Source organism: Sinorhizobium saheli (assembly GCF_001651875.1).
Lineage (GTDB): Bacteria > Pseudomonadota > Alphaproteobacteria > Rhizobiales > Rhizobiaceae > Sinorhizobium > Sinorhizobium saheli.
Map to the genome: position 1 here is coordinate 18,508 of NZ_LNQB01000050.1, position 22,319 is coordinate 40,826.

The 22,319-nt window shown below is 61.8% G+C and carries 21 protein-coding genes and 4 pseudogenes; 17 read left to right on the forward strand and 8 right to left on the reverse strand.

All coding sequences use genetic code 11. The annotated features are described in order from the left end of the window. The 6 genes from ATB98_RS02900 (at window position 1) to ATB98_RS27750 (ending at window position 5,660) form a co-directional block, all read left to right on the forward strand. Complete coding sequence (locus ATB98_RS02900) at window positions 1–1,620, forward strand: hydantoinase B/oxoprolinase family protein (RefSeq protein ID WP_066868754.1); 1,620 nt, start codon at window positions 1–3, stop codon at window positions 1,618–1,620. Beyond that, window positions 1,617–2,822: a pyridoxal phosphate-dependent aminotransferase gene (locus ATB98_RS02905; protein WP_066868756.1), complete on the forward strand. Its 1,206-nt coding sequence runs from the start codon at window positions 1,617–1,619 to the stop codon at window positions 2,820–2,822. The genes ATB98_RS02900 and ATB98_RS02905 overlap by 4 nt, the downstream gene beginning before the upstream one ends. Beyond that, window positions 2,819–3,652 carry an NAD-dependent epimerase/dehydratase family protein gene (locus tag ATB98_RS02910; RefSeq protein ID WP_234781854.1) on the forward strand — a complete coding sequence of 278 codons (834 nt, stop codon included), beginning with the start codon at window positions 2,819–2,821 and terminating at the stop codon, window positions 3,650–3,652. Before ATB98_RS02905 ends, ATB98_RS02910 begins: the two co-directional genes overlap by 4 nt. Then, window positions 3,649–4,854, forward strand: coding sequence for an NAD(P)/FAD-dependent oxidoreductase (locus ATB98_RS02915; protein ID WP_066868758.1), 1,206 nt, complete (start codon window positions 3,649–3,651; stop codon window positions 4,852–4,854). Before ATB98_RS02910 ends, ATB98_RS02915 begins: the two co-directional genes overlap by 4 nt. A 204-nt stretch (window positions 4,855–5,058) precedes the next feature. Then, a complete protein-coding gene (locus tag ATB98_RS02920) occupies window positions 5,059–5,334 on the forward strand; it encodes a type II toxin-antitoxin system ParD family antitoxin (protein ID WP_066868760.1) in 276 nt (91 codons plus the stop codon). Next, window positions 5,331–5,660: a type II toxin-antitoxin system RelE/ParE family toxin gene (locus ATB98_RS27750; RefSeq protein ID WP_084435252.1), complete on the forward strand. Its 330-nt coding sequence runs from the start codon at window positions 5,331–5,333 to the stop codon at window positions 5,658–5,660. The genes ATB98_RS02920 and ATB98_RS27750 overlap by 4 nt, the downstream gene beginning before the upstream one ends. A 475-nt stretch (window positions 5,661–6,135) precedes the next feature. On the opposite strand, the gene ATB98_RS02925 is transcribed toward ATB98_RS27750, so the two are convergent. Then, window positions 6,136–6,960: a phosphoenolpyruvate hydrolase family protein gene (locus ATB98_RS02925; RefSeq protein WP_202879848.1), complete on the reverse strand. Its 825-nt coding sequence runs from the start codon at window positions 6,958–6,960 to the stop codon at window positions 6,136–6,138. Window positions 6,961–6,970: 10 nt separating this feature from the next. Beyond that, window positions 6,971–8,167, reverse strand: a complete 1,197-nt coding sequence (locus ATB98_RS02930; RefSeq protein ID WP_066868764.1) for a Tm-1-like ATP-binding domain-containing protein — start codon at window positions 8,165–8,167, stop codon at window positions 6,971–6,973. Window positions 8,168–8,297: 130 nt separating this feature from the next. On the opposite strand from ATB98_RS02930, the gene ATB98_RS02935 reads away from it, so the two are divergent. The 7 genes from ATB98_RS02935 (at window position 8,298) to ATB98_RS02965 (ending at window position 14,719) form a co-directional block, all read left to right on the forward strand. After that, the gene (locus ATB98_RS02935; RefSeq protein WP_066868766.1) at window positions 8,298–8,963 is read left to right on the forward strand and encodes a GntR family transcriptional regulator; all 666 of its coding nucleotides are present in this window, start codon (window positions 8,298–8,300) and stop codon (window positions 8,961–8,963) included. 90 nt (window positions 8,964–9,053) lie between these two features. After that, window positions 9,054–10,307: an ABC transporter substrate-binding protein gene (locus tag ATB98_RS02940; RefSeq protein ID WP_066868769.1), complete on the forward strand. Its 1,254-nt coding sequence runs from the start codon at window positions 9,054–9,056 to the stop codon at window positions 10,305–10,307. A 32-nt stretch (window positions 10,308–10,339) separates the two neighbouring features. Further along, window positions 10,340–11,302: a carbohydrate ABC transporter permease gene (locus ATB98_RS02945; protein WP_153435750.1), complete on the forward strand. Its 963-nt coding sequence runs from the start codon at window positions 10,340–10,342 to the stop codon at window positions 11,300–11,302. After that, the gene (locus ATB98_RS02950; RefSeq protein ID WP_066868774.1) at window positions 11,299–12,126 is read left to right on the forward strand and encodes a carbohydrate ABC transporter permease; all 828 of its coding nucleotides are present in this window, start codon (window positions 11,299–11,301) and stop codon (window positions 12,124–12,126) included. Before ATB98_RS02945 ends, ATB98_RS02950 begins: the two co-directional genes overlap by 4 nt. Window positions 12,127–12,128: 2 nt before the next feature. Further along, complete coding sequence (locus tag ATB98_RS02955) at window positions 12,129–13,220, forward strand: Gfo/Idh/MocA family protein (RefSeq protein ID WP_066868776.1); 1,092 nt, start codon at window positions 12,129–12,131, stop codon at window positions 13,218–13,220. Window positions 13,221–13,234: 14 nt separating this feature from the next. Then, window positions 13,235–13,615 (forward strand): cupin domain-containing protein, encoded by a 381-nt coding sequence (locus ATB98_RS02960; protein ID WP_066868778.1) that lies wholly within the window; start codon window positions 13,235–13,237, stop codon window positions 13,613–13,615. Window positions 13,616–13,639: 24 nt separating this feature from the next. Then, window positions 13,640–14,719, forward strand: coding sequence for an ABC transporter ATP-binding protein (locus ATB98_RS02965; protein WP_066868782.1), 1,080 nt, complete (start codon window positions 13,640–13,642; stop codon window positions 14,717–14,719). A gap of 134 nt (window positions 14,720–14,853) precedes the next feature. Here the strand turns inward: ATB98_RS02965 and ATB98_RS02970 are convergent. The 3 genes and pseudogenes from ATB98_RS02970 to ATB98_RS27755 form a co-directional block, all read right to left on the reverse strand. After that, window positions 14,854–15,239, reverse strand: a pseudogene (locus ATB98_RS02970) (LysR substrate-binding domain-containing protein); the annotation flags it as partial. An 859-nt stretch (window positions 15,240–16,098) separates the two neighbouring features. Further along, window positions 16,099–16,554, reverse strand: coding sequence for an alpha/beta fold hydrolase (locus tag ATB98_RS02975; protein ID WP_234781855.1), 456 nt, complete (start codon window positions 16,552–16,554; stop codon window positions 16,099–16,101). Next, window positions 16,551–16,874 (reverse strand): transposase, encoded by a 324-nt coding sequence (locus ATB98_RS27755; RefSeq protein ID WP_167354050.1) that lies wholly within the window; start codon window positions 16,872–16,874, stop codon window positions 16,551–16,553. Before ATB98_RS27755 ends, ATB98_RS02975 begins: the two co-directional genes overlap by 4 nt. A 417-nt stretch (window positions 16,875–17,291) precedes the next feature. Here ATB98_RS27755 and ATB98_RS02980 point away from each other — a divergent pair, with 417 nt between their 5' ends. Together ATB98_RS02980 and ATB98_RS02985 are read left to right on the forward strand one after the other, a co-directional pair. Further along, window positions 17,292–18,281, forward strand: a complete 990-nt coding sequence (locus ATB98_RS02980; RefSeq protein ID WP_066868786.1) for a YihY/virulence factor BrkB family protein — start codon at window positions 17,292–17,294, stop codon at window positions 18,279–18,281. 269 nt (window positions 18,282–18,550) lie between these two features. Continuing rightward, entirely contained in the window at window positions 18,551–19,612 is a 1,062-nt protein-coding gene (locus ATB98_RS02985; RefSeq protein WP_066868789.1) for a sensor histidine kinase, read from the forward strand. A 30-nt stretch (window positions 19,613–19,642) separates the two neighbouring features. On the opposite strand, the pseudogene ATB98_RS29900 reads toward ATB98_RS02985, so the two are convergent. Both ATB98_RS29900 and tnpC read right to left on the reverse strand, forming a co-directional pair. Continuing rightward, window positions 19,643–19,893 (reverse strand): annotated as a pseudogene (locus tag ATB98_RS29900) (hypothetical protein); the annotation flags it as partial. A 201-nt stretch (window positions 19,894–20,094) separates the two neighbouring features. After that, window positions 20,095–20,886, reverse strand: a pseudogene (tnpC, locus tag ATB98_RS02990) (IS66 family transposase); the annotation flags it as partial. A gap of 270 nt (window positions 20,887–21,156) precedes the next feature. Here tnpC and ATB98_RS02995 point away from each other — a divergent pair. Then, a pseudogene (locus tag ATB98_RS02995) lies at window positions 21,157–21,677 on the forward strand (AMP-binding enzyme); the annotation flags it as partial. A gap of 32 nt (window positions 21,678–21,709) precedes the next feature. Further along, a complete protein-coding gene (locus tag ATB98_RS03000; RefSeq protein ID WP_066868795.1) occupies window positions 21,710–21,913 on the forward strand; it encodes a hypothetical protein in 204 nt (67 codons plus the stop codon). Between the two features lie 137 nt (window positions 21,914–22,050). On the opposite strand, the gene ATB98_RS29745 is transcribed toward ATB98_RS03000, so the two are convergent. Next, window positions 22,051–22,319 (reverse strand): hypothetical protein (locus tag ATB98_RS29745; protein ID WP_210178131.1); only part of this gene is annotated, 269 nt, incomplete at its 5' end.

Consider the following 22,319-nt stretch of genomic DNA (forward strand, 5'->3'; position numbering starts at 1 on the left):
ATGGGCGACATCAATGAAATCCGCATGCAGGTCATGTGGAACCGGCTGATCTCGGTGGTCGAGGAACAGGCATTGACCCTGCTCCGCACGGCGTTCTCCACTTCGGTGCGCGAGGCTGGCGACCTTTCGGCCGGCGTCTACAATGCCAAGGGCGAGATGCTGGCCCAGGCCGTGACCGGAACGCCGGGCCACGTCAACACCATGGCCGAAGCCGTGCTGCACTTCATCGCCGAGATCCCGCGCGAGGAAATGTATCCCGGCGACACCTATGTGACCAACGATCCCTGGAAGGGGACCGGTCATCTGCATGACATCACCATGGTTTCGCCGTCCTTCAAGGGCGATCGGCTGATCGGCTTCTTCGCCTGCACGGCCCATGTGGTCGATGTCGGCGGGCGCGGTTTCGGCGCCGACGGAAAGTCGGTGTACGAGGAAGGCATCCAGATCCCGATCATGAAATTCGCCGAGCGCGGCGTAGTGAACAAGGATCTGCTGAAGATCCTCCGTGTCAACGTGCGCGAGCCCGACCAGGTGATCGGCGACTTCTTCTCGCTCGCCGCCTGCAACGACGTCGGCCATCGTCGCCTGATCGAGATGCTGAACGAGGTCGGTTATGAAGACCTCGACACGCTGGGCGATTTCATCCTGTCGCGCACCCATGCCGCGACGATGGAGCGTATCGCGGGATTGCCGAAGGGGTCGTGGTCGAACGAGATGTTGACCGATGGCTATGACGAGCCGATCAAGCTCGCCGCCAAGGTCACGATTGCCGATGACGGCGTCAATGTCGATTTCTCCGGCACCGCTGCGGTGAGCCGCTGGGGGATCAATGTGCCGCTGATCTACACCAAGGCCTATGCCTGCTATGCGCTGAAATGCGTCGTCGCGCCCGACATCCCCAACAATGCGGCCTCGCTCGCCGTATTCAGCGTGTCATCGCCCACCAACATCCTCAACGCGGAACATCCGGCGCCGGTCTCCGTGCGCCATGTCATCGGCCATATAGTGCCGGATCTCGTGCTCGGTGCCTTGGCCCAGGCGCTGCCTGGCAAGATCCTGGCCGAAGGTGCCGCGGCGCTCTGGAACGTGCATATCTCGGTGCGTCCGGTTGCCGGAACACCCGGCCGGCGCGCCGAGGTGCTGATGTTCAATTCGGGGGGCATGGGCGCACGCCCAGACCTCGATGGCCTATCTTCGACGGCCTTCCCATCGGGTGTTCATACGATGCCGATCGAGGCGACGGAACATACCGGCCCAATCGTCATCTGGCGTAAGGAACTCCGGCCTGATTCCGGCGGTGACGGCAAGTATCGCGGCGGTCTCGGCCAGGTCATCGAAATCGCGCCTGCCGAGGGACATGAATTTGATTTCTCGGCCATGTTCGATCGCATCACGACGCCGGCGCGCGGCCGTGCGGGCGGTGGGGATGGTGCGCCGGGTTCGGCCAGGCTCGATGACGGCACCAGGTTGCGTCCCAAGGGCTGGCAGCACGTGCCCGCCGGCCGCAGGCTGATGCTGGAACTGCCAGGCGGGGGCGGCTTCGGCGATCCTGCCGAACGTTCGCGCGAAGCCCGGGCCGAAGATCTGTCCAAAGGATATGTTACGGGGAAGAGGTCGTGACCTATATTGCCAGCCGGCTGTCGGCGGTGAAGCCATCTGCCTCCATGGCCGTCTCCGAGGCTGCCAAGGAGCTTGCCGCGACCGGAGTCGACGTGATTGATCTCGGGCTCGGCGAGCCGGATTTTGCGGCGCCCGCCCACATCACCAAGGCTGCGTTCGAGGCCGCCACCCGGGAGCGCATGCGCTATACGGCTTCGCTCGGAACGCCGGATCTGCGCCAGGCGATCGCGGCCAAGTTCAGGCGTGAAAATGGCCTCGATTATGCGCTCGACCAGATCGCCGTCGCCAATGGCGCCAAGCAGATCATCTTCAATGCGCTGATGGCGACAGTGGAGGAGGGCGACGAGATCCTTCTCCCCGCGCCCTATTTCGTGTCCTATCCCGAGATGGCGAAGTTGTTCGGCGGCGTGCCAGTCACGCCGGAATGCCCGGCTGAAGCGGGCTTCCGGCTGACACCCGACGTGCTCGAAGCGTCGATCACCGACAAGACGCGATGGCTGTTCCTCAACATGCCCGGCAATCCCTCGGGCGCCGTCTATTCCAGGGAGCAGCTCCAGGCGCTCGGCACGGTGCTGGTCAAGCACCCGCAGGTCCTGATCCTGTCCGATGAAATCTACGAGCACATCATCTTCGATGGCCGACCATTCGTCTCCTTCGGCGCGGCCTGCCCGGAACTGCTCGACCGCACGCTGGTCGTGAACGGCGTCTCGAAAGCCTATGCGATGACCGGGTGGCGTGTTGGCTACGCCGCAGGGCCGAAGGCCCTGATCAAGGCGATGGCGACCATCCAGAGCCAGTCCTGTACATCGGTCGGCGCACCGGCCCAGATCGCCGCCAGGGCTGCCCTCGAGGGTCCGCAGGACGACGTGGCAAAGTTCCGCACTGCCTTCGAACGGCGACGCAACCTCGTGGTTGAAGGCATCTCGAAGATCGACGCGCTGCAGCTCGATCCGCCGGAAGGCGCTTTCTACGCCTATATCGGCTGCGCCGCGCTTATCGGTGCGGTGACGCCGTCCGGGCAGACATTGGCCGACGACGTCGCGGTGGCCAAATATCTTCTCGAGGAAGGTCACGTGGCGGCGGTGCCGGGCACAGCCTATGGCCTGTCGCCGTTCTTCCGCATTTCCACCGCGACATCGGACGAGATACTGGTTGAGGCCGTGGCGCGCATTGGCCGCGCCGTAGCCAGGCTCAAGATATGACGGACAGAACCATGGCCAAGGATTACAACACCATTCTGATCACCGGCGCCGCCGGACGGCTGGGCACTGAACTGCGGAAAGGGCTGGTACATCTTGCCGAAAACGTCCGCGTCGCCGACCGGGTCGAGATCACCGATCTTGCGCCGCATGAAGAAGCCTTCGTCTTCGATCTCGCCGATGCCGAAGCGGTCGAGAATGCCGTCAAGGGCGTCGACGCCATCGTGCATTTCGGTGGCGCGCCGCTCGAAACTGCCTGGAAGACAATCCTCTCGTCGAATATCGAGGGTAGTTACAATATCTATGAGGCCGCCCGTCGTAACGGCGTAAAGCGCGTGATCTATGCCTCGTCCGTGCATGCCATCGGCTATTACAAGCTGACCGACAATATCGATGAGACCGCACCGGTTCGTCCCGACAGCCTCTACGGCGTGTCGAAATGCTTCGTCGAGGCCCTGGCGCAGTTCTATTGGGACAAGTTCGGCCTGGAGAGCGCCTGCCTGCGCATCTTCTCGTCCTTCCCGGAACCGCCGGAGCGCCGCATGCTGTGGTCCTGGCTGTCCTTCGACGATTGCGTCCGGCTCGTGGAAGCAGCGCTGACTGCTCCGCATATCGGCTGTACGGTCGCCTTCGGATTGTCCGACAACAAGGTCTGCCCCGTCGAGAACGCCAACTGGGGCCGGCTCGGCTACCACCCGAAGGACAATACCGAATTCGCGCGCGAGAAGGTGGAGGCCGCTGTGCCGAGGCTCGACCCGCATGCATCCGCGACCCAGCATCTCGGGGGCTGGTTCGTCGATCTGCCGCATCCTGATGACGAGGTGTCGAAGTGAAGGATACTTATGATGTCGTGATCGTCGGCGGCGCCGTCATCGGTTCGGCCGTCGCCTACTATCTCTCAGCCAATCCGGATTTCGACGGCTCCATTCTCGTGATCGAGAAGGATCCGACCTATGCGAAGGCGTCGACCTCGTTGTCGTCGTCCTCGATCCGGACGCAGTTCTCCAACCCGATCAATGTCAGGATCAGCCAGTACGGCTCGGAGGTCATCCGCAACTTCGCCGACATGATGCAGGTTGAAAACGACCGGCCGGATCTCTGCTTCCACCCCGGCGGTTACCTGTTCCTGGCCAGCACGCCCGAACAGGTGCAGATCCTGCGGGAGAACCATGCGGTGCAGGTTTCCTGCGGCGCCGATGTCGTGCTGTTCAACCGCGACGAACTCGCCGATGCCTTTCCGCATCTCAATGTCGCCGATATCGAGCTTGCCTCCTACGGTCGGTCGGGGGAGGGCTGGTTCAACAACACCGGCCTGATGTACGGCTTTCGCAACAAGGCGCGTTCGCTCGGGGCGGAATACATCACCGACGAGGTCGTCGGCATCGCCCGGGAAGGCAATAAGGTAACGTCCGTCGCCCTGAAATCCGGCCGGACCATCGGCGCGGGGACGATCGTGAATGGATCGGGTCCGCGCGCCGCCTTGACCGCCCGCATGGCCGGCCTCGACATCCCGGTAGAGCCGCGCAAGCGTACATTGTTCGTCTTCGATTGCGCCGATACGCCCGAGGGTACAGCCAATATCAACAGCGGCCGGCTGCCACTGATGATCGACCCGAGCGGCGTGTTCTGCCGCCCTGAAGGCCGCTTCTTCCTGTCAGGATGCCCGCCGGTCGAGGATCCGATCTCGGACTGGGACGATTTCGAGCCACGCTACGAGGAATTCGAGAATATCATCTGGCCGGCGCTGGCCGAACGTTCGCCAAGGTTCGAAGCCATCAAGGTGGTCAACCAGTGGGCCGGCCATTATGATTTCAACACGCTGGACCACAACCTGATCGTTGGCCGGCATCCGGAAGTTCGCAATTTTATCTTCGCCAACGGCTTCTCCGGCCACGGCCTTCAGCAGGGCCCGGCCACCGGGCGGGGCGTGTCGGAACTGATTATTTATGACGAATATCGCAGCCTCGACCTAACGGAAGTCGGCTTCGAAAGGGTTATTCAGAACCGTCCATTCCTAGAGAAGGCTGTGATCTAGATCGCCGCTGTCATTGGGGGCGCCGTCATTGACTGGTAGGCCTCGAATTTCGTGGAGAAATCGAAATTGAACTGCCGGCGCCGGAGGCCTCTGTCGCACCTGGACAATAGAGCGACCGCGTAATCTATCGATTGGAACCTGGCGTCACTGCCATGCCCGCGGATTCGGCATTGCGACGGATCGTGGTTGAAGGAAGCGAGCGTCTTGGCAATTTTTGCCAAAGCCGGTATGGTCACTTGCATGGGCACGATGAACATTTCCCTGCCGGACCATCTTAAGAGCTTCGTCGATGAGCAAGTCGCCGGAGGGGGGTATGGGACGAGCAGTGAATATATCCGGGAGTTGATACGCCGAGATCAGGATCGCCTCGCGTTACGCCGGCTGTTGCTTGACGGAGCCTCGTCCGCACCAACTGAGGCGGTCGACGCGGAATATTTCACCAGTCTGCGCGATCGAGTTCGTGGTCAGCAGAGCAAGTGAATAATAAGACTATTATCCCACGGCAGCTGGCGCGCAGCGACGTCGAGGCTGCCATTGACTATTACGCACGCGAAGCAGGAACCGAGGCCGCCCTCGGATTTATCGACGCACTTCAAGCGGCGTACGCTTTGATCCCAGAGCATCCGGAGGCCGGATCGTTGCGGTATGCATACGATTTGGGATTGCCTGACCTACGGTGTGTGTCTCTGAAGCGATATCCCTATCTCGTTTTCTATCGCGAGCAGCCAAATCATGTCGATGTGTGGCGCGTGCTACATGCGACGCGAGACATTCCGCAATGGATGCAGGAGCCGAATGGTCACTGAGCGCTCGGACATTCCCGCCAAAGCTATTGGTGGGCCGGCGGTTCGCTTCCCTTCAACTGCACGATTGGCGACTACAGGGCCGATGATTCATTATCCTCTCAAGACCTTCACGCGCCTTGGCAGCTCGCAGATCGTGGCTTGCTACGGCTCGGGTCCGACTCATCGGCGACGTTGGACGGCACGCACGATTTCGCTGACGGCGCCGGCCACCGCGCCCGCCCCATATTGCCGCCGGCAAGCTTTGGGACGAGTTCGAAACCATCTGGCGTCGCCTTGCGCCAGCGGTTGCACCACGACGCCGGCGTTGTTGATCAGGGTATTGATGCGACCGCGGCTCTCGCACAACCGACGCCAGAATGCAGCAACAGAGGCGAGATCCGCGCCTGACGCCCGTGGCTTCAATGACGGGTTTGTCGACTTCCTCTGCGATTGCCCCGCACGTGCCGGCCCATCTGGCCTCGTTGCACCGCGACACCTACATCTTCGCGAAGTCCTCGACCTGCGCCCTGATCGCGACCTCAGTCGGCAGACGTTCCATCGAGCTTGCACCGTAAAAGCCGTTGCAACCTTTGCAGCCGGCGAGCATGTAGGCCGCATCCGCCGGCATCGCGATCGGGCCGCCATGGCAGAGCACGATGACATCATCGCGCACCGATCTTGCGGCGTCCGCCCATTCGTTGACTTTCTCCACGCATTCGTCGAGCGTCGCCGCCGTTTCGGCGCCGATCGCGCCGCCTGTCGTCAGGCCGAGATGGCAGACCACGATATCCGCGCCGGCCCTGGTCATGGCAATCGCGTCCCCGCTGCTGAAGATATAGGGTGTGGTCAGCATGTCCTTGGCGTTGGCGCGGGCGATGATATCGATTTCCAGATCGAAACCCATACCGGTCTCTTCGAGATTGGCGCGGAAGGTGCCGTCGATCAGCCCGACGGTGGGAAAATTCTGGATGCCGGCAAAACCCATCGCCTTCAATTCGTCGAGGAAATGATCGGGCAACATGAAGGGATCGGTGCCGTTGACGCCGGCAAGCACCGGCGTATGGCGTACGACCGGCAGGATCTCGCGGCCCATTTCCTTGACGATCTTATTGGCATTGCCATAGGCGAGCAGGCCGGCAAGGGAGCCGCGCCCGGCCATGCGGTACCGGCCGGAATTATAGATGACGATCAGGTCAATGCCGCCCGCCTCCTCGCTCTTGGCGGAGAGGCCGGTGCCGGCGCCGCCGCCGATGATTGGCCGTCCCTCGGCGATCTTGCGGCGGAGCTTGCTCAGAATGTCGTTTCTGTCGATGCGGGTCAAAATTCTCTCCTCAGGCATGAATTTCGTGGAAATTGGCGACGAGTGCGGCGGCGAATTCCGGGCTGTTGATATGGGCATCGATTTCGACGAGGCGCCTGTTCGGCGCATCGCGCCAGCCGCAGCGGATGGCGGAGAACAGCGCCGCATCGGCTTCAGGGTCGTGGAAGGGCTGACCGGCCGCATCGATTGCCGAAACGCCCTGACGCGGCAGCAGGAAACGAACCGGGCCCTGCATCCGGTTGAGACGTTCGACGATGAAAGCGCCGATCCGGCTGTTTTCCTCAGGAGTGGTGCGCATCAGGGTCACCTGCGCATTGTGGACGTGAAGCCTGCGGTCCCGAAACGGCGCCGGCACGGTTTCCCGCGCGCCGAAATTCACCATGTCGACGGCGCCGACCGAACCGACATAGGGCAGGCCGGTGCGGATGATGGCGCCGAAGCGATCCTCCGTCGCCGGAAAGATGCCGCCGACAAGGAGATCGGGAACCTCCGTCGTCGTCACATCGATCACGCCCTGCAGCAGGCCTGAATCGGCAAGCTTCTCCATAGACTGGCCGCCGACGCCGGTCGCGTGGAAGACGTAGATCTCATGCATCTTGCCGAGCATCTCGCGAACCTGGGTGACGCAGGACGTGGTGACGCCGAACATGGTCATGCCGATGCCCGGCCGGTCATCCCCAGAGGCGGGAACGGGATTGCGGGCCATGCCGGCCGCCGCGTTCGCCGCATTGCCGATGACTTTGCGGGAGATCGCATTCAGGCCGGCGACGTCGACGACCGAATACATCATGGTGAGGTCGTTCGGGCCGACATAGGGCGCCACATTGCCCGAGGCGACCGTCGAGACCATCAGTTTCGGCAGGCCGATGGGAAGCGCCCGCATCGCCTCCGTGACAAGCGCGGTATTGCCGGTGCCACCGAGCCCGAGAACGGCGCCGATGTCATCACGCGATTTGAGGAACGCCGTCAGCGCCTTGGCCATGGCCGAGACCGCCATTCCCCGATCTGTCTGCCCGAGCACGGTCGCAGCACCATCGGGATGAAATTCGGCGACGTCGCGTGCCCGGATGTCTGCCCCGGCGCCGTTCCCGAGCGTGCCGACATCGACGAGCACGGCATCGGTTCCAGTGGCAAGAACCACCTCTCTGGCGTAGTTCAATTCGGCGCCCTTGGTATCACAGGTGCCGACGATATAGACCTTTCCCATTGTTTTTCCTCCTCCTTTTACACCGGCCCCGGACGACTTCCGATAAAATTCAAGTTTTTGTGTTTTCCATATTGTATATTATGTCGCATATTGCATACTTAGCGCACGAATGCCAGTGGAAATGGAGACCATGAACGCACCGCGCCACCTCACCCTTCGCGAGCGGATCTATGAAGAGATCGTCCGCCTGATCGTCTCCGGCGAGCTGCCGAGCGGCGTCTCGATCGACGAAAAGGAGCTGACGGAACGCCTGCAGGTCAGCCGCACGCCGTTTCGCGAGGCGATCGGCACGCTTGCCAAGGAAGGGCTGATCGAGATCAAGCCCTATCGCGGTTTCTTCGTACGCAGCTTCGCGCCGAAGGAGATCGATGACCTCTATGAACTTCGCAAGACGCTCGAATGCTTCGCCGTCGAACTCGCCGTTCCGCAAATGAGCGACCGTCATATCGCCGGCTTTGAGCGCATCCTGGATGAGGCGGTCGCAGCGCTCCACCGCGGCGACATGGAGACCTATGGCGTCCGCGACAAGGAGTTTCACGAAACCATCGCCGAGCTTTCGGGAAGCGCGCCGCTGATCGAAACGCTGGCGCGGCTTGCGCTGCAGATCCAGATCTGCCGCTTGATCGCCAATGAGAGTCGCGATCTCGCCGAGAGGGCGGCAGAGGAGCGCGATCAGATCCTGCAGGCTTTCAGGGCGCGCGACATCCGGCGCGCAAAGGCGCTGATGCACGCGCATATCAGCGACGTCCAGCAGGCCGTCATGGCGCGGTTTCAGAAGGAGAATCCGGCACGGTAGCGGGATGGAATGCCAGGTGGAAAAGGAGAGGGAGGTCTCCTTTTCATCGATCGAAGATATGGCCGTGGAGCGGCCCAAGAGGAGGGAGCAATGCTGAAATTTCTTGCCCGCGGCACGGCGCTGGCGGCGATGATCGCCGCAAGTTCGTTAGCGCATGCCGAAACCTTGAGGATGTGGGGTCCGGAGCAGATCACCGAACCTCTGGTCGCGCAGCTGTGGAACGGCATCAAGGCCGATTTCGAAAAGGCCAATCCCGGCGCGACCGTCGAGTTCATGCCGCCGACGGGGACGATCAGCAACGGCGCGGTGCAGGCAGCGATCCAGTCGGACGCCGGCCCCGACGTGATCCTCACCAATTCGGGCATCGGCCGCATCAGCGTCGTCAAGAACGCCGAGCAGATCATCCCGCTGACCGACCAATATGAAAAGCGCGGCTGGAAGGACAAGATCTATCCCTGGCTCTACGCCGAGCTGAAAGGCCAGTTCGGCGGGGAGATCTACGAGGTTCCCGACGGCCTCGATGCGCTTGGCATCTGGTATCACAAGGATCTTTTCGAACAGTCCGGCTGGAAGATCCCGGAGAGTTGGAGCGAATTCGAAACGTTGATGAAATCGATCGAGGGAACCGGCCTGCAGCCGATCGCGATCGGGCCGCGCACGACGGGCAGCGCCGGCCACCTCTTCGGCAACCTGCTGCAATCGGCAAGCGGCAAGGAGGTGATCGGCAAGGCCCTGCGCCGCGAGATCGCCTGGGACGATCCTTCGGTCGCCGCCGGCGCCATCCGGCTGCAGAAGCTGGTCGAGGCGGGTTACATCAAGAAGGAAATGGCCGGCCTCGATCTCGACGGCGCCTCGCGCCTCTGGTTCAACAAGCGCGCCGCGATGTTCGTTGCCGGCCCCTGGTTCACCGCCAATGCCCGCAAGGCAGGCTATGACCTCGCCAACGCCGGTTACGCGCCCATGCCTTCCGACATCAAGGGGGCGGCGATGCCGACCGGCGGCGTCGGCTGGAGCTGGCTCGTCCCTGTCAATTCCAAGCAGCCGGAGCTTGCGATGAAGTGGATCGATTTCATGCTGTCGGATGCGGTGATGAAGAAACGCGCGCAGGATCCGGCAAGCACGATGATCTATCCGCGCGAAATCCCAGGCGTCGAGCCGCCGACCCCGGTCCTGAAGGATATCTTCGCGGCTGCCGCAGGCGGCGTCGGCTACAATCCGAGCGTCTATCTGCCCGGCACCGTGCTCGACACCTACTTCCAGGTTATCCAGGGCCTGATCTCCGGCCAGATCGGCGGTGAGGAAGGCATGAAGCAGATCCAGGCGAAGATGGCCGAGGCGAAGTAGTGGCCATTCGAGAAACGCCGGGAAGCAAGGTCATGGCTCCTCTCAGCGCTGCACCTGCCGTGGCGGGACATACGGGCGGCATCTCTGCCCGTATGTCCAAACGCCGGACGGCCGGTTCTGCCTCGCCCGATGGCGACGCCCGCACCGCATTCTGGCTGATGGCGCCGGCACTTGCGCTTTATGGCGTCTTCACCCTGCTGCCGATCGCCGCCACCTTCTGGCTGAGCTTCAACAGCTCCGCCGGCTTCAACACGTCGGCGAGCTTCGTCGGCGTCGACAATTATACGAAAGCTGCGCATGATCCGATCGTCTGGAAGAGCCTCGTCCATACCTTCATCTGGCTGGCCGGCCACGTGGTGATGGCCGGCGGTCTCGGCCTGCTGCTGGCGCTTGCCGTCAGCAGACTCAGGACCACCCAGGTCTTCTTCCGCACGGCTTTCTTCCTGCCGCATCTGGTCTCGCTCGCGGTCGTCGGCGTCATCTGGGCCAATATCTACGATCCGTTTTTCGGCCTGCTGAATACCGCGCTGACGCGCATCGGGCTCGGCGCCTTCACCAAAGGCTGGCTTTCCGATCCCGCGTTGGTGCTGTTCTCCGTCAATGTCGCAAGCTCTTGGCAGGGCTTCGGCCTTTACATGCTGCTCTTCATCGCCGGCCTGCAGAATATCGACCGCTCGCTTTATGACGCGGTTGAAGTGGACGGCGCCAACGCTTTTCAGAAGCTGATCTATGTGACGCTGCCGGGACTTCGCGAGGTGATGACCTTCGTCGTCTCGCTGGCGATGATCAACGGCCTGAAGGGCTTCGCCACGGTCTTCGTCATGACCAATGGCGGGCCATTCTATCAGAGCGAGCTGATCACGACCTATATCTACCGGCTAGCCTTCCAGTCCCAGGATCACGGGCTTGCGGCTGTGCTCTGCATCCTGCTCAGCCTGCTGGCGATCGTCATCACCATCATCTTCAACCGCTGGCGCGCGAGGCTGTCCCAATGAGTGTGCGCCATCGCGAATGGCCGGTGGCGCTGGCGCTGACCCCGGTACTGATCCTGATCCTCGCCCCCTTCGTCTGGCTGGTGATCTCGAGTTTCAAGACCGAGGCGGAGATCGGTCAGGCCGACCCCTTTACATGGCCTGCCGACCTGATGTGGCGGAACTATCTCGACGCCTGGCAGATCGGCGGATTCGGCGAACTCGTCGGCAACAGTCTCCTCAATCTTATCGGCGTCGTCGCCTTGTCGCTGATCACCTGTGCGCCGGCCGGCTATGCGCTTGCCAAGATCCGCTTCCCCGGGCGGGAATGGCTGTTCTACGCCTTCATCCTCGGCCTGACCGTGCCTGTCCAGGCGATCGTCATCCCGCTCTATCAGGTGCTCTTCGGGCTGAACCTCGTCAACACGCTTGCTGGTATCGTGCTGGTGCAGGTCAGCAACGGCATTCCCTTCGGCATATTCCTGATGCGGAGCTTCTTCATCGGCGTGCCTGATGATCTGATCGAGGCGGCCAAGATCGACGGCGCCTCGCATATCCAGATCCTCACCAAGGTCTTCCTGCCGATCTCGACGCCGGCGGTCCAGGCGCTCGTCATCATCAGCGCGCTCTCGACCTGGAACGATTTCTTCCTGCCGCTGATCGTATTGATCAGTCCTGATGTGCAGACGCTGCCGCTCGGGCTCGTCCGTTTCGCCAGCACCTATGCTTCCGATTACCGCCTGGTCTTTTCCGGGACCGTCATTTCGTTCCTGCCGATCATTCTTCTCTACATCCTGATGCAGCGCCGCTTCACCGAGGGGCTGACGCAGGGGGCAATCAAGGGCTGACCATGTCGCACCACGTTCAGCGGGAAATCCGCTACAATTTCGAGTTCGACCACCGCATCAAGGCCTGCTTCATCGGCGCCGGCGGCCATGCCTACCGCAATGTCTATCCGGCGCTACGTTATGCACCGGTCGAGCTTGCTGGCATCTGCGATCTCGATCTCGGCCGCGCCGAGAAATTCGCAAGACTCTTCGGCGCCGGCAAAGCCTATACCGATCACCGCGAGATGCTGGAGCGCGAGAGGCCCGAGCTGGTCTTCATCGTCACCGCCTATCATCCCGACGGCCGGGTACAGGCGACCGATCTCGCGCTGGACGCGCTGGCGGCAGGCGCTCACGTCTGGATGGAAAAGCCGACGGCGGCGAGCCTGGAGGATACCGAAAGGCTGCGGGCGGCAAGCGCCGCGGCCGGCCGCATGGTAATGACCGGTCTGAAGAAGACCTTCTTCCCGACCGTCGAGAAGCTCAAGGATCTGATCGGCTCACCCGGTTTCGGCAGGCTGACCTCGATTAACGTCCGCTATCCCCAGAGCCTGCCGAGCCGGGAGGACCGCGCCGATCTCGTCAAGATGCAAAGTTTCCTCGACCATATCTACCATCCGGGGTCGATCCTCAACTTTCTCGGCGGGGAGATCGAGCGCGCGAGCTACGAGTGGGAGCCGCTGACGGGCGCGACCGTCACCACCCTGCGCTTTCGCTGCGGCGCGATCGGCACGCTGCATCTTGCCGCCGGCCAATCGGGCGGCAGCATCTTCGAGCGGGTGGAGATCATCGGCGAGGGCGCCAATGCCATTGTCGAAAACGGCAGCCGGCTGACCTATTTCCGCAAGGCGGACCTGCCCGTCTACGGCCGCGCCGCGAGCTTCATCCAGCCGGACGAGAATGCAGCGCTGCTCTACGAGCCGGAGCATTCGCTCGGCCAGCTCTACAACAACAACCTCTTCTATCTCGGCTATGTGCCCGAAATCCTGCACCTGACCGACGCGATCCTTGCCGGCACGCAGATCACGCGGGGCACGCTCGAAATTGCCCGCGAGATCATGAAGCTCTTCGAATTCTATCGACGCACGGATGCCGGCGTCACCACCAATCTCTGACCGGAGACACAGCCTTGACCGAGACCGATATCATTTTCAGGAAAGCGGGTGGCGAACTCATGCCGACCAGCTGGGGCGAACTCAACTGGAAGATCACCGGCGACGGCACGCCCGGCGCCGAGATGACCTTCGGCACCTGCCGCATCAACCCCGGTGAGCGCAACCAGCTGCACTCGCATCCCGATTGCGAGGAGATCCTCTACGTCGTTTCCGGCAGTTGCGAACACAAGCTCGGCGACGCCCTCTATCGGCTCGAAGCCGGCGATGCGATCCGCATCCCCCGCAACATCCGCCATTGGGCGCGCGCGCTCGGCAGCGAACCGCTCTTCGCCCTGATCATGTTCTCCTCCGGCACCAGGACGGCGGTCAATCATGAGGGCGAGGGCGCGGCCTGAACACAAGGGCAGGGAGAAAACATCATGGCGTCGATCGCGCTTCAGAACATCCGCAAGTCCTACGGCAACCTGCCTGTCATTCACGGCGTCGACGTCGATATTGAAGACGGCGAATTCATCGTGCTCGTCGGGCCGTCCGGCTGCGGCAAGTCCACATTGCTGCGCATGATCGCCGGCCTGGAGACGATCTCCGACGGCCGCCTTTCGATCGGCGGGCGCACAGTCAATGACCTGCCGTCGAAAGAGCGCGACATTGCCATGGTGTTCCAGAGCTATGCGCTCTATCCGCATCTGACGGTGGCCGAGAATATGGGCTTTTCCCTGAAGCTGCGCGGCACCGCCAAGGATGAAATCCGCAGCCGGGTACAGTCCGCGGCAAAGATTCTGGCGCTGGAATCCTATCTCGACCGCCATCCGCGCCATCTCTCGGGCGGCCAGCGCCAGCGCGTCGCCATGGGCCGCGCGATCGTGCGCGATCCGAAGGTGTTCCTCTTCGACGAACCGCTTTCCAATCTCGACGCCAAACTCCGCGTGGCGATGCGCACCGAGATCAAGGAGCTTCACCAGCGGCTGAAGATCACCACTGTCTACGTGACCCACGACCAGACCGAGGCTATGACCATGGCCGACCGCATCGTCGTGATGCGCGACGGCATCGTCGAGCAGATCGGAACGCCGCTGAAAATATACGACCGCCCGGCAACCACTTTCGTCGCCGGCTTCATCGGCATGCCGGCGATGAACCTGCTCAAGGGCCGGATACAGGCCGACGCCCCTTCGGTCTTTCGCACGAACAGCGGCGTCGCCATGCCGCTGTCGCTGCGCCCCGGCACAGCCGATCCCGGCGAAGAGCTCATCTACGGCATCAGGCCGGAACAGTTCGTCATCGCCGACGAGGGAACGCCGGCAAAGGTCGTGGTCGTCGAGCCGACGGGCGCGGAGACGCAGGTCGTCGCCCGGATCGGGGAAGAAAACATCAACATGCTGTTTCGCGAGCGCGTTGCAGTAAGGCCTGGCGACACCATCCGCTTCACCTTGCGGGCGGCGAGTGAACATCTGTTTTTGGCAGCCACGGGCAGGCGTCTTCCCGAAGTGAGCGCCTGAAGCAGACATTTTCCTTAAGTTCTGCCGAGGCTCTGACGATTGGCGCGTCCTCGGCCAGCGCAATAGATTGTCGTAGATAGTCGCTGGGGGCGCGAGTTCACCTCCCCTCAAGAGCAGAGGCAAGTGATCGGCTTTTACCCCAGGCCTCCGGCAAACCGCTCGGCAAATCTCTCCCGCTGGAACACCTCGACGATAAAGTCGACGAACACGCGTGTCTTCGAGGGCAGCAGGGTTCGGTTTGCAAAATAGATCGAGATGGGACCTGCATCCACCCACCAGGTGGGCAGGAGCCGGATGAGTTCTCCTCGCTCCAGATAGGGTAGGGCGTCCGGCTTGGCGATCATCGTGACACCAAGTCCGAGCAGGGCTGCTGCCCGCATGGCGGCGGGATCGTCTGCTTCAGGGGGATCGGCTGCTCAAGCCCATCGGCATCGCGCATTTGGCGCTGCGTGATGCGACCGGTGCGCAGCGACCGCATGACGGTGCCCTCGAGATCGGCCAGTCCGGCCGGATCGACTGGTCTTGAAGGGAGCCGTTCTTCACGAGCGCCGTGCACGGCTTGTTGCGAGGATGTTCACGTTCTGGGCCAAAAAGGATCGCATGATGTATCAATGGAACATTCGGCCGAAGCCAGAAGCCCGGGGAGGTATCCATTGATGGAGACGTCTTGGGCGCGGATGTGCGAATGTGTGGCGGAGGAATGGCTCCCGAATGTTGCTGATCACGAGGATCGGCTGTTGCGGATCGCTCGAACGCTCAGCAAGGAAGGCGGCAGCAATTTCGGTCGCCTTAGATTGGCCCGAGCCGCGCTCACAGATAGTCGCGGGTCGTCAACCGCGAGGGGCACCGCTGCAGCCAGCCGGCAAAGCGACCGACTGCTGCCGTACGGCGCTTCCGTTTGCTAGTACGATGACGGCCGGGGGGACTGAACCAGGTTCCTCCGCACGAGGGGAAGGCGACCGCGACTAGCCGCTCGCCACGGCGCGGGGCCGCAACCATTCCCCAAGTCGCCAGCCGCCCAATTGGAGCGCGAGGTCAAGTGTATAGCGCACTCCGGGTTCCGGCGCTGGGCTTTTGCGAGCACATCGCGGAAACCAAGCCTTTCCAAGTCGGGCGAGACGCGAACGTTGGCGGCATCCGACGCGGTGGGTGGCGGCTACCTCAATCACCAAATCTGAATGAGGGTTCCGCCACTGGACTCTGTCACGGCATGGCGAGGCCCAGGAGACCGAGATCGCGTACCGCAATGCGACCGAACAGAAGGGCGATCCGAACACGTGAAACGGGTTCACGACGGGAAAGGGCTACACTCCTGTCCGCATCCCGACGCTGGGAGGAAGGCTCTCCAGATAGACGAGCATGGCCTCCATGATCCGTTCTCAGTCAAACGGTTTCACATCGGCGGGCTGCGCGAGCGTCCGGGTCACCTCGGCGATGAACCTGCTGCGCCCGCGCTCCGGTCTGTCGAGATGAACGTAATGCGTCGCCCCGGGGATTGTGACTGTGCGCACGCTTGCAGCCTGCCTCAAATCCTGCGCCAGCGTTGTGACATCCTCCGGTCGACTCCAGAAATCATTCTGCGAGCGGATCACCAGCACATGCGCGGTAATCGGACCGGCATCCCACAGCTTGCGTCCCGAAGCGAGATCAAATGAGTCGGCCATCGCGCCCGACGGGGCTCTGAAGGATGGCGGGTTGCGGCTGGGCGAAGTCGGATCAGAGGCAACCGCCGCGGCTTGATAGGCTTCAGCCACCCACGGATCGCGCCAGGCGGCCTTGTCATCGACCGGAATCGCGCGGTCCCACGATAGCAGCAGGGAGGCAGCGGTGTTCAAGCGGTAAGCCCCGAATCGCTCGACGTGGAACTGGTGTCGGGCGAAATGAAAAACTGACCCCCCCTTCGATCCGGCGCAGCCCGATAGGCGGAGTTCTCGTCGGTCCGCAGGTGTGATCCGGGCTCGGTGTTCGCCAGCACGAACGGGATGAGGCTTGCGGACGAGCGGTCGGCAATGCGTGCCAGCCTGATCCGACCGACCGCGAACCTGCCGCGCCTTTCGACCGCTCCGGCGATCCAAATCTGGTTCGCGGTGCTGCTGCCGCCACCGCGCTTCAGGTGATCCTCCTTCCGTCGAAACGGAATGGCGGACTCGTCCACGCGCCGGCGGAGACCCTCGCGTTTACGTTGACGCCCTTCGAACCGCCCAGGGAAACTCGTGCGTTCAAAGTGTTCTCTGCATAACAATAGGAACTGCTCGCAAAAAACGGGCGAACTTGCCCGCTTCTATAAAACGGCGCGACACGCCAATAGGTTTCCTAGGACCGGGCATTCGCCTACTCCGCGTGTCACACCCGCACGACACGATCGTTCGCTACTTGGATGGCATTCTCGAATTTTTGACGTCGCCCCCTACCTCGGGCGGAGTCCTCCGCGCACGGACCGGCTCGAGCGGAACAAGGTATAAAGTGAGCGGTTGGTATGGAAGCTCACCACCCATCGAGCGTCGACGCGCGTCACGTGAGCCGATCAAGTTCTCCCGCTTTCCTTGGGGCGCTCGAACTACGAGGTCTCGCAATGAATTCCCACGAAAACCAAGAAGAAGGAGCGGCACGGGACAAGCCGGGGAGGGGACGGACCGCTACCACCCCCGGCGAGATCCCGGCGCGTGGATTGAGAGACGTTTTCTGGCGCGTGGTCTCACAGGTCAGCGAAGACCGGGTGCCGCTCATCGCAGCCGGCGTCACCTTCTATATTCTTCTCGCCCTGTTTCCGGCACTGACCTCGCTGGTGTCAATCTACGGCCTCATTTCCGATCCGGCGGGCATTGGTGAGCAGATCACCTTCCTGGCGGGCGTCCTGCCGAAGCAGTCGCTTCAGTTGGTGACGGACCAATTGCAGGCGATCTCGTCGCAGAAGGCCTCCAGTCTGAGTATCGGCTTCATTGCTGGGCTACTCATCGCACTCTGGAGCGCGCGTAACGGGGTGGCAGCACTCTTCGAGGCCATGAACATCGCCTATGACGAAGTTGAGGAGCGAGGCTTCATCCGGCTGACGCTGCTTATCCTTGGCTTTACGGCGGGTGGTCTCCTGATCACGGCTGTACTGATCGCTGCCATCGCGGTTTTGCCGGCAGTCCTTGCCTTTCTGCCGCTCGACCAATGGCTGGACAGGCTTGCAAGGATTGCGCGCTGGCCCGTGCTCTTGCTCCTGATTGGTGCTGCCATCGCCCTGGTTTACCGTTACGGGCCGCATCGAGATCCACCGAAGCTGAGGTGGCTCACTTGGGGCGCAGCGTTCAGCACGCTCTGCTGGTTCCCCGCGTCGCTTCTGTTCTCATTCTACATCGACAACTTCGCGGACTATAACGCCACCTACGGCGCAATGGGCGCGTTGATCGGCTTCATGCTCTGGATTTGGGTATCGACGATGATCATCATCGTGGGCGCGGAGCTTAACGCAGAGCTGGAGCACCAGACGGCGCGCGATTCCACGACCGGTCCGCCCAAGAAAATGGGCAAGCGCGACGCCTACGTGGCTGACACCATAGGCGAGTCCAGCGATTGAGTGCTCCGGAGCCGTCCTGACGCCCAAGCAGCCGGCGCACCTGGCTCGTGCCTAGCGCCAACATGCGTCTCAGAATGCCGCCCGCGGCCGCAAAAATCTGGATGATAAAAGGTCTTGTTGGGACTTGAGCGGAAGCTCGTCGGCACGAGATTTACGCCAATGTGAGACGGCGTCCTAATACCAGCGCGCGCCCATTTTGCTCCTGACGCATTTTCGGCCCCCACTTCCAATGTTTCTGTTACACTTCTATGCCTAACTGGGGACTCGAAATGACCTCCGACAATTTGCCCGAACAAATCGACCGACTCCTCGACAATGCCGATCTGGCGGAAGCTCTCGAAAACGAACAATTCAAACGATTTCTCGATCAAGTGCCGATCGCTCTCGTCGTTTCCAAAATTGGTAGCCGGGGCGAGCGGATTATCTACGCCAACCCTGAGTTCGAGAGCCTCTCAGGATTGACCGCGGCGGAAGTAGAGAACCGGGAGTGGGGCGTAATTGAAGCAGAGCCCGTCGTCGCGCAGGAGATGTCATCGCTGGGTCAAGCTGTCGCCATTCTGACCGATCGTGTCGGAACCTTCAAAAGAACTGTGGGGGACGCGACGATCATAATCGACGTTTATTCAAGTGTGCTTGAAGACGACGAGGGAACGCCGTGTTTCCGCCTCGTCGCCCTTGTCGATGTGACAGAACACAAGCAGGCCGAACGCGAGGAGCTCGAAAATCGTGTCAAAGAGCAGGATCTCCTACTTCGGGAGCTGCAACATCGGGTGAAGAACAACCTTCAGATGATAACGGCACTGATCCGGCTCGAAGCACGCAGCAATCCGGCCCCAGACACGCAGTCGTTCGAAAGGCTGGCCGGACGGATTGAAGCACTGACCACGCTGTATCAAACCCTCGCAAAGGGAGAGAGCAGCCAGATAGTCGATCTTGGCATCTATATCGGTCAGATCGCATCTGCCGTGATGGCATCGAACGCTTGCGATGGGGTCAGCCTCGACATGAAAATCGACCCATACCCCGTCTCGATAAACGTAGCTATGCCAACCGGGCTGGTCGTCAACGAACTGCTCACTAACGCGCTCAAGCACGCTTTTACCGGGCGCCAAGGAGGGGTGATCACTCTGAGAAGCACCTTGGAAGACGGAGCTTATCGTGTGATCGTTGCGGACGACGGATTAGGTCTCCCCGATGGAGAAACCTGGCCCAAACCGGGCAAGCTTGGCGAGTTGATCGTGCAATCGCTGCGCGAAAACTCTAAAGCTGATCTCAAAGTGCGTTCCACTCCGGGTCAGGGCACACGCGCAACGATTAGTTTCAGACAATAGCCCTGCCCGACGGGCTGGTGCCGCCTTCCCAATGATCCCGGAGAATTTCTGGCGCTCGCGAATGTAGGCGATTGCCTCCAAGCTCTTGCATTCCTCTTCAGACTTGAGCAACGCTTCGTCTTCTCTTTCGCCCGAGCATCGCATAACGTCGCGTCGCAAACATGCGACCTCGTAGACGTCGCATAGTTTCAGGAAGGCGAGATCCTCCAACATCCACGCGCAATCGGGCAGTTCAGGAGCTGTCAGCAGCAGCCGGCCATTCCTGCTTTCTGTACATCCATAGCGTCCCGCTCGCAGTTTCGACGGGCTGAAGCGTGCGCACTGAGAAAGCTGGGAAAAAGTTACCCGAAGCACTTAGAGCAAGCCGCGCAGTTTCCCAGATCAAAACGCGGGGCGAGCACTCCAATGCCGGGTCACTTCTCAGTGCAAATCAACATACTGGCATCTCGGCCTTTTTCGGGTAAGCGGCAAGCTGAGGCCGTTCAGCCGGCGTAGTTCCACGGCATGAGTGCGTCGATTTCGCTGCTCGGCCAGCCATTGGCAATGCGCTCGAGGGTTTGCGTGAGCCAGGCGAGCGGATCGACGTTGTTGATCTTTGCTGTCTGCAGCAGCGTCGCGATGGTTGCCCAGCTCCGTCCCCCGCCGTCGCTGCCGGCGAAGAGTGAGTTCTTTCTCGTGATTGCCTGGAGCCGGATTGCTCGCTCGACGATGTTGGAGTCGAGCTCGATGCGGCCGTCGGTCAGGAAGCGCTCGAAGATGGCGCGACGCGAGATCGCATAGCGGATCGCTTCGGCCAGTTTCGATTTGCCTGAGATCCGCGGCAGGGTCTTCTGCCAGAGAGCGAAGAGCTCGGCGACAACCGCCGCAGAGGCCTGCTGACGCGCCGCGACACGGGCATCGGGGCTTTGCCCGCGGACGGTCTCCTCAATCTGCCAGAGCGTCGCCATCCGCTCGACCGTCTCCGTTGCGACCTTCGAGCTTTCCGCGACATGCAGCTCATAAAACTTCCGCCGGCTGTGCGACCAGCAGCCTGCCAGCAGAACGCCGTCATTGCCGCGATCGGAGCGGACCAGCTTGTTGTAGGCGGCATAGCCGTCCACCTGCAGAATGCCGCGGTAGCCGTTGAGATGCCGGGCGACGCATTCGCCGGCCCGACTATCCTCGAAGCGGTAGACGACCATCGGCGGACCGCTGCCGCCAAATGGTCGGTCATCCCTGGCATAGGCCCATAGATAGGCTGTCTTCGTCGATCCGGAGCCGGGAGCGAGCGTCGGAGCGTCTCGGCGCACGCCTCCTGCGCCGTACCACGCGAAAGCTCGTCCTCACTGATGCTGGCGAGGTGTTCTACCGGCAGGCTTGCATTGCACTTGAGGCCGTGCGCGCCGCCGAACAAAGCGTGCGAACCACCGACGACATCGTGCGTGGAGATTTGCGCGTCTCGGTTCCGCCGATGACGAGCGCTGGCCTCCATGCGATGCTATGCGAGTTCGCAGCGCGGCATCCCGAGCTGCGCGTCCACGTCCACACCTCAAACCAGCACGTCGATCTTCTGGAACGATCCGGGCGGCGAGAAGTACGGCGCGGCCTACTTCGGCCGCTTCAACAACGTCTGGTGCCACGGGGATTTCGCGGAGTGGACTGAACACGATGGTATCGTGATACATGGTCGCTCGAACGCCACGCTCAATCCGGGAGGTGTCCGCATTGGAACAGCGGAGATCTACAACCAGGTCGAGCGGATGGACGAGGTCGTCGAGGCCTTTGCATTGGCCAGGAGTGGGACGGCGACGTTCGCGTCGTCCTGTTCGTCCGACTGGCGGAAGGCATTCACCTCGATGCAGATCTTGAACAGGCGATCAGGACACGCATCAGGACAGGGGCTTCGCCACGGCATGTCCCGGCGAAGATATTAGCAGTGGCGGACATTCCCCGCACCAAATCCGGAAAGATCGTCGAATTGGCCGTCCGGCAAACGGTGCACGGGAGGCCGGTCAAGAACAAGGATGCCTTGGCAAATCCCGAGGCTCTGTCGCTGTTCGAGAACCTTGAACCGCTGCGCACCTGATTGGTCCGCCTCCATCCTTAGATGCAAGCTGAATGAACGGCGTGGCGCTCGTCTTCGGCAGGCCGTTCGTCGCCATGGCGCGGCATGTGCTCGTCGCGTTTGTTGGCTGGAAAATGCTCCGTTCCTCCAACACAGCGAGCAGCGCCAATGCCGCCGTCGTCGTCAGGCTTGCGATCGTACCGCTGGTGACGGCTGACGTCAAAGCGCTTCTCCGCTTTGCAGCGACCAACGTTTGAGGGCTGTCGCACTCCGCTGGTCGGAGGACAATGCGCTATCCGACGCAGGATCGCGTGCAATGGCAGACATTTGGATTGCCTCCCGGTTTGTACACTCCAAATCGCTGCGACGTCGCGATGTTCCGCGCGAGCTTCAGTCAGCTTTGAGGGGTGTTCTGAAACGTGGATGCGACCGCTTGTGCTGTATTGCGGGGATGGATCACCTTGCCCTCATTAAGGAACACCTGGCAGCGGCGGAAAGACATATCGCGGACGGCGAGCGCCATGTAGCGCTTCAGCGCGAGATCGTCGCCAAATTGGAGGGGAATGGATGTGACACTGCGACGGGTCGTGTCCCTACAGGTGGTGTAGCTCGGCGGTAGCGAAGCCGCTCGCGAGCGCGCCCTCAACAGCGCCGTAGCGAGCG

Excerpts from the sequence above, each read along its gene's own strand:
- ATB98_RS02935 (WP_066868766.1), top strand. The coding sequence starts at position 8,298 with ATGAACGCACCGCGCCACCTCACCCTTCGCGAGCGGATCTATGAAGAG.
- ATB98_RS02985 (WP_066868789.1), top strand. The coding sequence starts at position 18,551 with ATGACCTCCGACAATTTGCCCGAACAAATCGACCGACTCCTCGACAAT.
- ATB98_RS02945 (WP_153435750.1), top strand. The coding sequence starts at position 10,340 with ATGGCTCCTCTCAGCGCTGCACCTGCCGTGGCGGGACATACGGGCGGC.
- ATB98_RS02900 (WP_066868754.1), top strand. The coding sequence starts at position 1 with ATGGGCGACATCAATGAAATCCGCATGCAGGTCATGTGGAACCGGCTG.
- ATB98_RS02940 (WP_066868769.1), top strand. The coding sequence starts at position 9,054 with ATGCTGAAATTTCTTGCCCGCGGCACGGCGCTGGCGGCGATGATCGCC.
- ATB98_RS02955 (WP_066868776.1), top strand. The coding sequence starts at position 12,129 with ATGTCGCACCACGTTCAGCGGGAAATCCGCTACAATTTCGAGTTCGAC.
- ATB98_RS02930 (WP_066868764.1), bottom strand. The coding sequence starts at position 8,167 with ATGGGAAAGGTCTATATCGTCGGCACCTGTGATACCAAGGGCGCCGAA.
- ATB98_RS03000 (WP_066868795.1), top strand. The coding sequence starts at position 21,710 with ATGAACGGCGTGGCGCTCGTCTTCGGCAGGCCGTTCGTCGCCATGGCG.
- ATB98_RS02980 (WP_066868786.1), top strand. The coding sequence starts at position 17,292 with ATGAATTCCCACGAAAACCAAGAAGAAGGAGCGGCACGGGACAAGCCG.
- ATB98_RS02965 (WP_066868782.1), top strand. The coding sequence starts at position 13,640 with ATGGCGTCGATCGCGCTTCAGAACATCCGCAAGTCCTACGGCAACCTG.
- ATB98_RS02950 (WP_066868774.1), top strand. The coding sequence starts at position 11,299 with ATGAGTGTGCGCCATCGCGAATGGCCGGTGGCGCTGGCGCTGACCCCG.
- ATB98_RS02910 (WP_234781854.1), top strand. The coding sequence starts at position 2,819 with ATGACGGACAGAACCATGGCCAAGGATTACAACACCATTCTGATCACC.